The 12,839-nt window shown below is 69.6% G+C and carries 17 protein-coding genes; 15 read left to right on the top strand and 2 right to left on the bottom strand.

Going from position 1 to position 12,839, the window contains the following annotated elements; all coding sequences use genetic code 11:
- The first annotated feature begins 124 nt into the window (after positions 1-124).
- From ACZ6K0_RS02465 to ACZ6K0_RS02440, 6 genes are all read left to right on the top strand, one after another.
- Positions 125-1,414: an amidohydrolase family protein gene (locus ACZ6K0_RS02465; RefSeq protein ID WP_376408647.1), complete on the top strand. Its 1,290-nt coding sequence runs from the start codon at positions 125-127 to the stop codon at positions 1,412-1,414.
- Positions 1,415-1,416: 2 nt separating this feature from the next.
- On the top strand, positions 1,417-2,073 hold the full coding sequence (locus ACZ6K0_RS02460) for an NAD(P)H-binding protein (RefSeq protein ID WP_469229364.1): 657 nt from the start codon (positions 1,417-1,419) through the stop codon (positions 2,071-2,073).
- Positions 2,074-2,369: 296 nt separating this feature from the next.
- Positions 2,370-3,416 carry a GmrSD restriction endonuclease domain-containing protein gene (locus tag ACZ6K0_RS02455; protein ID WP_469229362.1) on the top strand — a complete coding sequence of 349 codons (1,047 nt, stop codon included), beginning with the start codon at positions 2,370-2,372 and terminating at the stop codon, positions 3,414-3,416.
- Entirely contained in the window at positions 3,413-4,096 is a 684-nt protein-coding gene (locus ACZ6K0_RS02450) for a hypothetical protein (RefSeq protein ID WP_469229360.1), read from the top strand. The genes ACZ6K0_RS02455 and ACZ6K0_RS02450 overlap by 4 nt, the downstream gene beginning before the upstream one ends.
- 33 nt (positions 4,097-4,129) lie before the next feature.
- Positions 4,130-4,576: a GntR family transcriptional regulator gene (locus ACZ6K0_RS02445; RefSeq protein ID WP_469229358.1), complete on the top strand. Its 447-nt coding sequence runs from the start codon at positions 4,130-4,132 to the stop codon at positions 4,574-4,576.
- A gap of 11 nt (positions 4,577-4,587) precedes the next feature.
- Positions 4,588-5,157 carry an HD domain-containing protein gene (locus tag ACZ6K0_RS02440; RefSeq protein WP_469229357.1) on the top strand — a complete coding sequence of 190 codons (570 nt, stop codon included), beginning with the start codon at positions 4,588-4,590 and terminating at the stop codon, positions 5,155-5,157.
- Here the strand turns inward: ACZ6K0_RS02440 and ACZ6K0_RS02435 are convergent.
- The gene (locus ACZ6K0_RS02435) at positions 5,145-5,618 is read right to left on the bottom strand and encodes an NUDIX hydrolase (protein WP_469229355.1); all 474 of its coding nucleotides are present in this window, start codon (positions 5,616-5,618) and stop codon (positions 5,145-5,147) included. The genes ACZ6K0_RS02440 and ACZ6K0_RS02435 overlap by 13 nt on opposite strands.
- Positions 5,615-6,385, bottom strand: coding sequence for a helix-turn-helix domain-containing protein (locus ACZ6K0_RS02430; RefSeq protein ID WP_469229352.1), 771 nt, complete (start codon positions 6,383-6,385; stop codon positions 5,615-5,617). The genes ACZ6K0_RS02435 and ACZ6K0_RS02430 overlap by 4 nt, the downstream gene beginning before the upstream one ends.
- A gap of 720 nt (positions 6,386-7,105) precedes the next feature.
- On the opposite strand from ACZ6K0_RS02430, the gene ACZ6K0_RS02425 reads away from it, so the two are divergent.
- The 9 genes from ACZ6K0_RS02425 to traB are packed head-to-tail and all read left to right on the top strand — an operon-like array spanning position 7,106 to position 12,695.
- Positions 7,106-7,372, top strand: coding sequence for a DUF6284 family protein (locus ACZ6K0_RS02425; protein ID WP_469229350.1), 267 nt, complete (start codon positions 7,106-7,108; stop codon positions 7,370-7,372).
- Positions 7,369-7,707: a hypothetical protein gene (locus ACZ6K0_RS02420; protein WP_469229348.1), complete on the top strand. Its 339-nt coding sequence runs from the start codon at positions 7,369-7,371 to the stop codon at positions 7,705-7,707. Before ACZ6K0_RS02425 ends, ACZ6K0_RS02420 begins: the two co-directional genes overlap by 4 nt.
- On the top strand, positions 7,704-8,711 hold the full coding sequence (locus tag ACZ6K0_RS02415; RefSeq protein WP_469229346.1) for a DUF2637 domain-containing protein: 1,008 nt from the start codon (positions 7,704-7,706) through the stop codon (positions 8,709-8,711). The genes ACZ6K0_RS02420 and ACZ6K0_RS02415 overlap by 4 nt, the downstream gene beginning before the upstream one ends.
- Positions 8,711-8,953, top strand: coding sequence for a hypothetical protein (locus ACZ6K0_RS02410; RefSeq protein WP_469229344.1), 243 nt, complete (start codon positions 8,711-8,713; stop codon positions 8,951-8,953). Before ACZ6K0_RS02415 ends, ACZ6K0_RS02410 begins: the two co-directional genes overlap by 1 nt.
- Entirely contained in the window at positions 8,950-9,285 is a 336-nt protein-coding gene (locus ACZ6K0_RS02405) for an RRQRL motif-containing zinc-binding protein (RefSeq protein WP_469229342.1), read from the top strand. Before ACZ6K0_RS02410 ends, ACZ6K0_RS02405 begins: the two co-directional genes overlap by 4 nt.
- A 14-nt stretch (positions 9,286-9,299) precedes the next feature.
- Positions 9,300-9,518, top strand: a complete 219-nt coding sequence (locus ACZ6K0_RS02400; RefSeq protein WP_469229340.1) for a hypothetical protein — start codon at positions 9,300-9,302, stop codon at positions 9,516-9,518.
- Between the two features lie 12 nt (positions 9,519-9,530).
- Entirely contained in the window at positions 9,531-10,037 is a 507-nt protein-coding gene (locus ACZ6K0_RS02395; protein ID WP_469229338.1) for a hypothetical protein, read from the top strand.
- A gap of 18 nt (positions 10,038-10,055) precedes the next feature.
- Complete coding sequence (gene traA / locus ACZ6K0_RS02390; protein WP_469229336.1) at positions 10,056-10,631, top strand: plasmid transfer protein TraA; 576 nt, start codon at positions 10,056-10,058, stop codon at positions 10,629-10,631.
- Positions 10,632-10,646: 15 nt separating this feature from the next.
- Entirely contained in the window at positions 10,647-12,695 is a 2,049-nt protein-coding gene (gene traB, locus ACZ6K0_RS02385) for a plasmid transfer protein TraB (protein ID WP_469229333.1), read from the top strand.
- Positions 12,696-12,839: the final 144 nt, after the last annotated feature.

Genomic DNA, 12,839 nt, shown 5'->3' with positions numbered 1-12,839 from the left:
CACGTACGCCACTCGTGGACTCATCGGTACGACTATTGCGCTCCTCCTCGAAGGTCGGTCCGAGCCCCCCTAGGCTCTGCCCCACCTTGCGCGATCTTGATCTTGAGAGGCCTTGAGGAGCCCGATGTCAGCCGACAGCAAGCAGCCCCAGCCGCCCGAGGACGGGGCCGCCACCACCGCCGACTCGACCTCGCTCCTGCTCTCCCACGCCCGCCTCACCGACGGCCGGACCGTGGACGTCCGGCTCGTCGGCGGGCGCATCGAGGCCGTGGGCACCGCCGGCAGCCTCAGCGCCGGCGGCGGTTCCCGCGTCGACCTCGCCGGCTATCTGCTGCTGCCCGCCGCCGCCGAACCCCACGCCCACGCCGACACCGCGCTCTCCGCCGACACCCCGGGCCCCGTCTCGTACGCCCCGGACGAGGTGCAGCGCCGGGCCACCGAGGCCGCCCTGCTCCAGCTCGGGCACGGCGCGACCGCGCTCCGCGCGCACGTGCGGATCGGCGACGTCCACGGCCTCGGCCCGCTCGAAGCCGTGCTCCAGGCCCGGCGTTCGCTGCGCGGCCTCGCCGACCTCACGGCCGTCGCCGTCCCCCGGCTCCTCACCGGGATCGCGGGCGCGGACGGGCTCGCGATGCTGCGGGACGCGGTGAAGATGGGCGCCGGGGTGGTCGGCGGCTGCCCGGACCTAGACCCGGACCCGGCGGGGTACGTGGAGGCGGTCCTGGAGGTCGCGGCCGAGCACGGCTGCCCGGTGGACCTGCACACCGACGGGGACGACCCGGCCCGGCTCGCCCGGCTCGCGGCGATGGCCGGCGGGCTGCGGCCCGGGGTGGCCATCGGGCCGTGCGCCGGGCTCGGCCGGCTCCCCTCGGACGTGGCGCGGCGGGCGGCGGACCAGCTGGCGGCGGCCGGGGTGACGGTGGTGTGCCTGCCGCAGGGCGGCTGCGGGGGGACGGAGCTGCGGGGCGCGGCCCCGGTCCGGCTGCTGCGGGCGGCCGGGGTGCGGGTCGCGGCGGGCAGCGGGGCGCTGCGGGACGTGTCCAACCCGGTGGGGCGCGGGGACCCGCTGGAGCCGGCGTACCTGCTCGCCTCGCTGGGCGGGCTGCCGCCCCAGGAGGCGTACGCGGCGGTGAGCGCGGGGGCGCGGGCGGCGATGGGGCTGCCGGAGGTGCGGGTGGAGGCGGGCTTCCCGGCGGAGCTGCTCGCGGTGCGCGGCGAGCGGCTCGCGGGCGTGCTGTCCCTCGCGTACAGCCGGATCGTGGTGCACCGGGGGCGGGTGGTGGCCCGGACGAGCGCGGTGCGGGAGTACTGCGACTCGGCGGCGGCCCTGGACCTGCCCCGGCAGGTGCGACCGGAGCGGCCGCAGCCGCCCGAGCCGGGAAGCCCTCCGGCCGGTCCCGTCGTACGGTCGTGAGTATGCGCATCGTCATCGCTGGAGGACACGGACAGATCGCCCTGCGCCTGGAGAGGCTGCTGTCGGCGGGCGGGCACGAGGTCGCGGGGATCATCCGCAGGCCCGAACAGGGCGACGCCCTACGGGACGCGGGTGCGGAGCCGGTGGTCCTGGACCTGGAGACGGCGTCGGTGGAGATGGTCTCGGCGGTGCTCCAGGGCGCCGACGCGGCGGTCTTCGCGGCGGGCGCGGGTCCGGGGAGCTCGGTGGACCGCAAGGACACGGTGGACCGCGCGGCGGCCGTGCTCTTCGCGGACGCGGCGGAGCGGGCGGGCGTACGGCGCTACGTCGTCGTGTCCTCGATGGGCGCCGACGCGGCCAAGGCGGGCGACGAGGTGTTCGACGCGTACCTCCGCGCGAAGGGCGCCGCCGACGACTCGGTCCGCGCGCGTACGGCCCTGGACTGGACGATCCTGCGCCCGGGCGCCCTGACGAACGACGCGGGCACGGGCCTGGTCCGCCTGGAGGCCCACACGGGCCGGGGCATGGTCCCGCGCGACGACGTGGCGGCGGTCCTCGCGGAGCTCCTCGACACCCCGGCGACGGCCGGTCTGACCCTGGAACTGACCAGCGGCTCGACGCCGCTCTCGGTCGCGGTGAAGGACGTGGCCGGAAACTGACCCGAGGACGGGCGGCGCCCGCGAGGTCCGGAAACGAGTGAAGGTCCCCGGTGCGAACACCGGGGACCTTCTTCACGTGGCGACGCCAGGATTCGAACCTGGGTAGGCTAAGCCGACGGATTTACAGTCTCCTGACTCCGCCTTCGACACCTGCCAGTTGACCTGCAGAGAGGGGCGGGTAGCACTCCGCACCGCCTACCTCCGTCCGCGTCTCGTCCACATCGAGCCGCGCCCTGATGCCTGCAGCTCACCCAACGCCAAGTCGCGTTCCGTGCCGGTCTGATACAACGACGACCATGCTGCTAGATGAGGCTGGACTGCTGGCCGAACTCAACCAACACCGGCGCTCCGTCGACACGGACTACTTCGACCTCTCGCTGCGTGAGCTCGTGCGCATGGTGACCGAAGAAGAGATCAAGATCGCACCCGCCTACCAGCGTCAGTTCCGTTGGGACGACGAGACCCAGTCCGCACTCATCGAGTCGTTTCTGCTCGGCTTGCCAGTGCCAGCGATCTTCGTCGCAACTAACCAGGACGCCACATGGGATGTCGTGGACGGCCTGCAGCGGATCTGCACCATCCTGAGATTCATGGGAGTCGACGCCCCCGAATCGGATCTGTTTCGATTCAGCGTCACCCCCCTGCGACTGCAGAAACTGAAGACGCTTACGGGATTTGGGGACGTCACTTACGAAGAACTCCCACGGCCGATCCGCATGACCCTCGATCGACGCTTCTTGCGAGTTCAAGTTCTCAGCGACAAGTCCGAACCGGAAGTTCGCTACGAACTATTCCGTCGACTCAACGCAGGCGCCGTTGCGCTTACACCTCAGGAAATCCGTAGCTGCATTTTTCGTGGCCCCTTCCACGAGCTCCTGGAGGAGTTGGCCGGAGATGATAACTTCAAATCCCTCCTGAAGCTTCAAAGGCAGAACCAGACCAATGGGACACCAGAGGAAGTGGTGCTCAAATTCTTCGCGTACCTCGATCGCGCAGCCGTGTTCGACGGAAGAGTCGCAAACTTCCTGAACGACTACATGAAGAGCCGAATGACGGACAGCGACCTAAGCAAAGACAGGGAGATCTTCAAGAGTGCGACCGAGTTCCTACTATCCGTAACCAACGGACCTTTCCTTCGCCGGAACGTTGCAATTACCCCCTTGAATCAATTCGAAGCTGTACTCGTGGGCGCTGGAAACATACTGCGTCGAGGACAGGATTTGAGAACGCCCCCATCCGGGTGGCTCAATGACGAAAAACTCGTAGGTTACAGCACGGGCGCCACAAACACCCGCTCGATGCTACTGAACAGGATCGCGCGAGCCGAAGAGCTTATGTCGTGACGACCTATGGGGCGGTCGAGAGCGTGTTCTCGGAAGCGGTAACCCGCCTTGCGCGAGAGAGGCGCCGCCTGGAACATCTCGCCAGCCAGCCTGAGCCCCAGACCTTTGACCGCGACGGCTTCCTAGCAGTTGGGAGGGCGTTGTCGTACGTGATCATGGGGGGAGTGCTCGAATGCTTCATGCGGGATCTCCCCCGGGCCTTGGCGACAGACGTTGCCGCATTGAAAATTCCCCGCAGCAAGCTCCCCCTAGGGCTTGTCGCGGCGCTAGAGGCTTCCGCCTTCCGAAAGTGCGGTGATGGAACAATAGGGGCACTGCTAGCCCGCACCGCAATCCTTCAGGGCGCGGTTGCTCATGCTTTTGATGCACGAGTTGTTGAGGATTTTAGCGACTCACTCAAGTTGGCGGATGGCTCCACCATTGGCCAAAAGAACTTTGAAGCGCTCTGGGCCCTTCTGGATCTACCTGGAGAGTGGAGAAACTCTCCTAACGATGTCTTCCTACTAAGGGAGATCAAGTCCAAGCGCAACGATGTGGCACACTGGGAGGCCGATCCAGTTGATATCGGCCGAAGCAAAAGACCTTCATCGTTGGTTGAGATGGTTGATCAGCTGGTAGCCCTCCTCGACCACACACTGCTACACATCTGCTACTGGTTCGAAGAACGAACGCCAGCCTAGCCTCTCGCACCGTTTTTCGAGAAAGGAGCGAGTGTGACCGAGCGCAGTCCGCGTGGGACCTACCTTGTAATCGCAGAAATCCTGCGAAAGAGAATCGACGCCGGAGAAATTACCGACGCGCTTCCGTCCGAGGGTGAACTCATGCAATCGCACAGCGTCTCCCGCAACACAGTCCGTCGTGCACTCAATGCGCTCGCGGGCTCCCACATGGTCGAGTCGGTGCCTGGGAGCGGCTGGCGGGTCACCCATGGCAGCGAACGCCGCTCTCTTCTTGAGCGTCTGACTGAGGTAATTACGGAAGACTCCCTCGCTGTTGGGGACCCATATCCGTCCGAATCGAAGCTCCGCGATCGTTTCGGGGCCTCTCGCACAGCCATCCGCCGTGCACTCGCTCAGATGGAAGGAAGCGGCATGCTCAACACTGTCCATGGCAAGGGCCGCACTGTGCGGGCCCTACCGACTCCTTTCAAGGAGCCGTAGCCTTGGCGCCCATGGGGCTTACTGAGTGGGCGTACTCGCTCTCTGAATCGCTGCTGTCCGAGCCGTTGCCACGCCGCTGGGCGCACTCCCTTGGCGTCGCCAAGCGGGCCCGATCTCTGAGCCCGATCCTCGGGGCCGACGCCGAGCTGCTGGAGGCCGCCGCCGTGCTGCACGACGTCGGCTACTCCCCCTCCATCGCCAGTACTGGCTTCCACCCGCTCGACGGCGCCCGCTTCCTCCGGGACCAGGAGGGTGCCGATGAGCGGGTCGTCCGGCTCGTAGCGCATCACTCCTGCGCGCTCCTGGAGGCCGAGGAGCGGGGGCTCCGGCAGGAGCTGGAGACCGAGTTCGAGCTGGAGCGGCGGGAGCTGGTGGACGCGCTGATCGTGTCCGACATGACGACGACCCCGGACGGCGAGCACACGACGCCGGCGGCCAGGCTGGACGAGATCGTGCAGCGGTACGGCCCGGACACGATCGTGGGCCGCTTCATCCAACGGGCGGCGCCGGAGATCCACGCCGCCAATGAGCGCGTGGAGCGACGCCTGGCCGCCGCCACCGCCGACGCTCAGCCGATGTAGGGCTCGCGTCGCAACTCGTCCAGGCCGTGCTGGATGCGCAGCCGCATGGACGGGTGGATGTCCAACCCATCGAGGTCCGCTGGAGCCATCCAGCGGACCTCTTTCGACTCGCTGCTCGTGCGGAGGGACCCGCCGACCGGGTGGGCCCGGAAGCAGATCGAGAACTGCTGCCGCACCTCGCCGTCGTCGTACGCGAGCACGTGCTCAGGGTCGGTGTAGAGCCCGACGATGTCGTCCACCACGACCTTGATCCCGGTCTCTTCCTCCACCTCGCGCACGGCTGTGTCGGAGATCCGTTCGCCGATGTCGTGGCCGCCGCCAGGAAGCGCCCACAGGTCGTTGTCGGTCTTGTGGATGACCAGGAGTCGCCCAGCGCCGTCACGGACGACCACCGTCACCGAAGGCACCACCGAGTTGGCCTTCGGTGCCTTGGGGTCACGAAAGTAGTCGATCCGACTCATGCGCTTGAACCTCCCAGGTCGGTGGGCGAGGAGATAGGGCGCGCAGTCTCCCAGACCCGTTCGACGCTCTCAGCGTAGGCGTCGAACAGCTCGCCCCCGGGGATCCGCTGGATGTGGAGGACCGGCGCCATATACGCGCCCACGCCGTACAGGTGCCCATTGGCCAGCATCTCGTCATCGGCCCGGTAGATGGAGTTGTAGAGCGTCGTGGAGTGGAGCCGGAACTCCACGCCGGGGAGCCCGAACAACGGCGCGTAGTTGACCAGCGCGTTGCGAATCTTGCTCGCCATCGCGCCCCCGATACCTTCATCGCCACCCCGTACCGCGACCGCGGCGGAGTCCGGGTCCCCGAGCATGAACCGGACCGGGACGCCGGCGGCCGACTTCTCCTTGACCACCTGATGGAAGGCGGCGTCCTCGGTGAGCCAGAAGCCCGAGTAGACCAGCACGTCGAAGTGCCGCGTGGCCCCGGCGTAGAGCTGCGGCCAGAGCCGGTTCGGCACTACGGAGCGGTGCGGGTAAAGCTTCACCAGCTCCGCGTTCCCCGCTTCGGTGACCTCGGCAGACGTCCGCTCCTCCGGCCACAGGTAGGACATCTCGCACTGCAGGAGCGAGGCCGCGGCGTACTTGAAGCGGCGGTACGGCTGACGCTTGGGCTCGTTGATCCAGCGCTCGACAGTCTTCGCCGAGACTCCGAGTCGCTCTGCGACTTGATCGAGCGTCATACCGCTTTCGATGATCGCGCCGCGCAGCCGCTCATTGGCCATGTCGTGCTCTCCCCCCGACGGGACGACTTGGGACGACTTTCACCGTAGCGAGTCGTCTCGGAGCCGTACATGCGCGGAGTCCAGCGTCTGCCCTGATCAAGCCAAGCTGGGCACATCGAACGGGACGGACTCGCGAAGCCCGAAGAACCAAGGGACTTGACGATGCGAATCCTTCTCAGCATGATGAGGAACAGGTAGTACATGTACCTCATCGGGCTTCGGTCCGGTGAGGTGTGCTGCCCACGAGTTCAGGGCGGGGACGCTGCAATCCCGCTAAAGGCCAGGTAGGACGCAATGGGCTTCGGCCCGACTGGCGAGGTGGCCCGGCGACCGCGAGCAACGGCCGGAGAGTGGGGACACAGGTCCCCCTTGCAGTGCTTCATCCCGTCCAACCGACCCAAGGGGGGCCTCGATGTACCGACGAATGCTCTGGGCGCCGACCGTGCTGGACCGGCACGACGGCCACGCCTACAACGCGTCCTCCTGATCCGCCGCCCGCTTCGGGCGCACCGGGCTATCCGGTGATTCGCGGACGTCAGGTCACCTGCGCAGCGGTTGCTGCGGTCGGTTGCCTCCTCCGCCCGTCCGGACCCCGTACGAGGGTTCCGTACGGGCGGGGTCGAGGGGAGCCGGAGATTCCTGGTTCTACGGCGAGAGGCCCCGGTGTCCTACCACCGGGGCCTCGTTTCAGGCCGTTCCTGTCTGAGAGGAACACACCCAATGTTGTCCATCGCTGCACTTCAGGCCGTTGTTACGGCCACCCCGTTCGACGGCGAGCCGACGGACGCCGAGCTGGACGCGATCGAGCAGGAGATGCCGCTGATCCTGGCGGACGTCGAGCTGCTCGACGCGGTGATCAAGACGCTGGACCGTCCGGCGACCAAGCTGGACGAGCGGCGGATCCGCCGGGCCCGTCACCGCGTTGTGGCGGCCCGCCTGGACCTGACGAACCGCGCCAGCGTGGTGCGGACGGGCGGCGCCGCGTGAGCACCCTGACGCTGGCGGACATGTCCGCCCCGCTGATCGCGCTGCGCATGATGGGGGCGGAGTTCCCGCTTCTGCCGGCGCCGTGCATTCACGTCTCGACGGTCTACCCGAACCGTCTCTCGCTGGCGTTGCACGACGACTTCGCCGGTTTCGAGGCGTGGCGCGAGGCCCTGAACATCGCCCCCGAGTCGGTCGTTCACCACGTTCAGGGTGACGGCCGGACCGGCGTCCTCAACGCGTTCACGACGTTCGCCGGGGCCGAGTTGGAACTGACCGGCTACGCGAAGGTCCCGGCCGTGGCACCGGTGCTCGCGGGTTCGGGGGTCGGGTCGTGAACGGCGTTCAGATCCGTTCAGCGGAGCGGGCCCTGTCGGTGGGCACGTGGCTGATCGTGGGCGGGGCGATGCTGTACTCGGTCCTCACGGTCACGCCGCTGATGGCTGCCCACACGCCGGACGCGTGGCGGTGGACGTCGCCGATTCTGCCGCTCGTGGTGGACGCGGCCGTCGTCATCGTGGTCCGCCTCGACTCCGCCCTGGCCCGCCTGGGCGGGCACGGCGGACGGTGGCCGGTGGCGCTGCGCTGGATGACCGGCGGTATGACGCTGGCGTTGAACGTCGCGGACTCCGCCCTGAAGAAAGACCTGGTCGGCGTCGCGGTCCACGCGGTCGCGCCGCTCCTGCTGATCGTCACCGCAGAGACCGGCCTCGCCTACCGGCGGGCCATCACGGACGCGCTCACGGCCATGCAGACGCGTGAACGGGCCGAACGGGCCGAGCGGGAGAAGGCCGCTGTCGAGCGTGCCGACGCGGCCGAGAAGCGGGCGCGGGAGCAGCGGGAGTTCGAGGCCCGGATGGCCCGTGAACAGCGTGAGCACGAAGCCTCGCTGCTCCGTGAACAGGCCGACCGGGAGGAGCGCGCACGGCGTGAGGAGCGCGAGCGGGTCGAAGCCGCCGAGAGGGCGGAGCGGGCCGAGCGTGAACGCCGTGAGCGTGAGCGTGAACAACAGCGCGCCGAGCGTGAACGCCTTGAACGTGAGGCCGCCGCTCGGGCGGAGAAGGAGCGTCGGGAGCGTGAGGCGGCGCGGCTGCGTGAACAGCGCGAGCAGGCCGAGCGCGCCGAGCGTGAACGCGCCCAGCTCATCGCCGCCGGCCCCGCACCGGTGAAGCAGTCCGAGGAGCAGGCCCGCAAGACCGTGGCCGCCGCGTTCCACGCCGGCGCCCCGGTGCGGCAGGCCGCCGAGCTGTGCGGCTGGTCCGTCGGCTGGGTCTCCACCCGCTACCAGGAACTCCGCGACGAGCACACCGCCTCTGCCCGCTCCTTGGAAGGAGTCGCGTGATGAAGCTGACCGTTCAGTCCAGCACGCCCGAGCCCGCCGAGCTGCTGATCCGGTTCCACAACCAGGTCGGCGCCGCCGTCGACGTCACCGGCAAGGTCCACGAGATGCGGGCCCTCTGGGTCTGCCACGGCTGCGCCGACGGCTCCCTCTCCGGTGTCGGCACCGCGGTCCACCACGCCCGAGAGCTCGCCAACGATCACGCCAGTGTCTGCCGGGGCGCCTACCACCACCTGCGCACGTGACCAGCCTCCCCGTCTACCGCTGGCGTCTGGCCCCCGAGGGGCTGGCAACGTTCCGGCAGCTCCGGGCCCAGGGGCTGCGGCCCGGTGGTCAGCCGGTCGTGGCCCAGCTCGAACGTCCCCGCCGTCGTCGCGGGCCGTTGGTCGCGTTCCTCTACCGCGTCGACCTCGCCCTGCCGGTCCGGCCGATGACGCCGGCGCGGTGGGCGGCTCTGGAGCGGGCGAACGCCGCCCGGCAGGTCTGCCCGGAGTGCGGGCGGGACGCCGGCTACCGCATCCCGCCCTCGCTCGGCATGTGCGTCCCGTGTGCGGACGCTCCTCAACTCGCTGCTTGACCTGGAGGTTTCCCGTGCAGAGCAACACCCAGCAGCAGGGGTCTCACATGTACGTGCTGACCCTTCAGACCCGTGAGTTGGACGTGTGCACCGTCTCCGGCACCTGCACCCCGGCGCCGGGAGCAACCCGGTATGACGTCCTGGTCCAACTCCAGATCGACGCGGCCCGCAGGTACCCGTCGATGAAGGGCGGGATCGTCCTGCACTTCGCCCTGGAGTCCAACACCGTCTGAAGGAGGAGTGCTGTGTCCCGTCGTTCTCGTTCCCACACGGTGAAGGTGCCCGCGGGCGCCACGACCGTGCGCATCCCCAGGCAGCGCGGCTTCCGGCCCGCCGCCCCGGTCGTCGTCCTCGTCCCCGAGCAGCGCCCCTCGCTCACCTCCCGGGCCGCCTGGGCCGCCGGGCGTTGGATGTGGCACCGCCGTGCCGCGTGGGCACCGTCCGGTATCGCCGTCGGCGTCTTCGCCGCCATGGCCGCCGTGCACGTCGTCGCGGCGTGGATGGTGTGGCCCCTGGCCGCCGCCACGCTCGCGCCGGCCGCCGGGCTGTGGTGGTTCCGCCTCAAGCTCCCCGAGCTCTTCGGCGAGCACACCGCCCGCCTCGCCTCTCTGGCCGTCCTGGCAACGGCCGCGCTCGGCTGGGCCGCCGCCACGGTCCACTTCGGCCCGCTCACTGTCCCGTTGGCGTGGGTGTGGCTGCTGCTCGCCGCCGCCGCGCAGGTCTTCTGGCTCGTCGTCCGCCGCTCCCACTGAACCTGAGGAGTTCCCGTCATGGCTGAGACCCCCGGCCGCCACCGCGTCACCCCGCCGCGGCGCCCGCGCCCCAGTACCTCCGACACGAACGGCAAGTCGGACAAGTTCGCCAGTGCCGGTGCCGCCGTCGGCGGTTTCGTCGGTGCGGTCGGTGGCTCGTTCGCCCCGCCGATCAACGTCACCGTCAACCGCACCACCAACAACACCCGGGGTGGTGGCGGTGGCCGTCGTCCGCACGCCCAGGCCCTGTTGCCCGCGCCGGACTTCAGCTCGCCGGCGCAGGTGCGGAACTACTGCAACAGCCTTCGGGCCGCCGCCGTCACTCTCTCGATCGAGGTGGCGATGGGGACGGAGATCCTCAAGAGCGTGCTGGCTGCGGTCCCGGACCCGGAGGGCCGGATCGGCGGCTCCCGTATCCGGGCGGCGAAGGTCGCCCGCAAGCTCCGCAAGTCCGCCGACGACCTGAGGGACGCGGCGAAGAACGCCGCCGCCGCGTACGCCCTGTTCCAGCAGGAGTACCAGGAGGAGATCAACCGAGTCCGCCACCGTGCCCGTCCCCGGCCCACGGCGCGCATGGACTGGGCCCAGCAGTAGGAAGGGAGAACGGTCATGGGACGCAAGACCATAGACGTACTGGACGACGACCTGCGCGGCGGTTCGGGCGGCGGGAGCATTGGCGGCTATCTGCTGCACCGGGCCAAGCCGCACCTGCCGCCGTGGCTCGGTGTCGCGGGCACCGGCCTCGCCGGGGTGCTGGGCAACATGCGGTGGGCCGACAGCGCCGCCGCCGGCGTCGGACTCACGGTTGCCTCCGTGGCGCTGACCGGCGCCACGTGGTGGATCGGCCGGAACACCTCCCAGCAGCGGCGCCTGCACTCCGCGATCACGGTCGCGGCGGGGTCGGCGTGGCTGACCGGCGCGTGCCTGGCCGGACCGGCCACGGGACCGCTCGGGGACCTGTTTCTGATGGGCGGGCCCGTCATCGCGCTGTCGTGGAACGTGCGCATGGTCATGCGTCGCACCGACACCGACGCAGCGGCGCCCAGCTCCGACAAGGGGCTGCTGGAGAAGGTCGGTCTGGCCCGCGCGGCGATCGGGGCGGCGAAGGTGGAGCCGAACCGGGTCACCGCCCCGATCGCGCTGGAGCCGGGCGAGCAGACCAACGACGACGTCACCAAGGTTCTCCCGCGGCTCGCGTCGGCGCTGGATCTGCCGACGACCGCCCTGCGCTACATGCCGAACGCCGACTCCGCCCGCCGGGGTGAACTGGTCATCGTCCCCGAGGACATGCTCGCCGAGGTCGTCGAGTACGACGGACCGTCCCAGCTCGGTGGCTCGATCGCCGCCCCGCTGGTCATCGGCCGGTACGACGACGGCTCCCCGCTCGTCATCTGGCTCCCCGGAGACCCCGAAGCGGGCCGCAACGCCACGCACGTGCTGATCGCCGGCGGCACCGGCTCCGGAAAGGGCGACGGAGCCCTCAACGTCCTCACGGAGATCCTCTCCCGCCGGGACGTCAACGTCTGGCTGTCCGACCCCAAGTCCTTCCAGGACTTCCGCCCCCTCCTGCCCGCGTTCGACTGGGCCGAGGAAGGCGGCGCCGGCACAGAAGCCATGGTCGAAGCCCTCCAAGCCGCGATCCCCGCGCGGACCCGCTGGCTCGGCGCCCACCGCTACCGCCAGTGGCTCCCCGAGTCCGCGCTGCCGCAGACGGACCCGGCGCACTCCTGCCGGACCGATGGCACCGCGTGTGGCTGCCCCGGCATGGCCTACCTGGTCGGCTGGTTCGAGGAGGCCGCCAACACCCTGCGCGCGCTCGGCGACGACGCGTTCACCGGCATCGCCCAGGAGGCCCGTGCGGCCGGCGTCTCCCTGGTCATCTCCCTCCAGCGCCCGAGCTACGACCAGATGAGCACCAGCACCCGCGCGTCCCTGCCGTCGGTGATCGCGTTCGGCTGCGACCCCCGCGACGAAGGGTTCTCGCTCCCGGAGACGGTCATCGACTCCGGCGCCCACCCCGGCGCCTGGGGGAACCGGCGCCCCGGCTACTGCTACGTGGTCTCCCCGGGCATCCCGGAGGACCGCTACCCCGCCCCGGGCCGCACCCGCCGCTTCACGTCCCGGTCCATGGACGTCATGGAACAGCTTGCGGACTGGGCCGCCGCCCACGGCGCCCCCATGGACCCGATCACCACCCGGGCCGCCGCGGGCACCGTCGGCAACGCCTACACCAAGCGCCGCCGCCACACCCCCGACAGCACCCCGACCACGCAGGTTGACCCGGCGGGGTCCGTCGACGTGGAGGAGGACGACATGTTCGAGGACTCGTTCATCGACCGGGAGGACGACGGCATCGACCCCGAGGCCGACCTCCCCGACGACGAACCGGGCGACGACGAGCCCGTGTTCGGCATCGAGTCGGGCCGCAAGCCCAGCCCGGATGAGGCCCGGCTCCTGCTCGCTCAAGCACTGGAGGAGTTCGAGGAGGAAGGCCGGATGATCGTCGGCCCGAAGGACTTCACCGACTGGTGCGACACCCACGGCTACAGCCGCCCCTGGGTCTCCGCCCGCCTCAAGGACGCCGCCATGGACGGACGCCTCCAGCCCACCAACCAGAGCGGCCGGTGGCGGATCGTCCCCGTCCTCGCCGCCGCCTGACACCCCGCGTGACGCCTGACACCGTCACAGGCCCCTGACACCCAAACCCTCAGGCGAACGGGGGTGTCACGCACCCCTGACACCCCCACGTGACACCCCCTGACACCCCGGCGCCCGGGCCCGTGACACCCACCCGTCACGGGC

The organism is Streptomyces sp. NPDC042346 (assembly GCF_055581845.1).
This window is presented reverse-complemented; position numbering and strand designations above follow the sequence as displayed.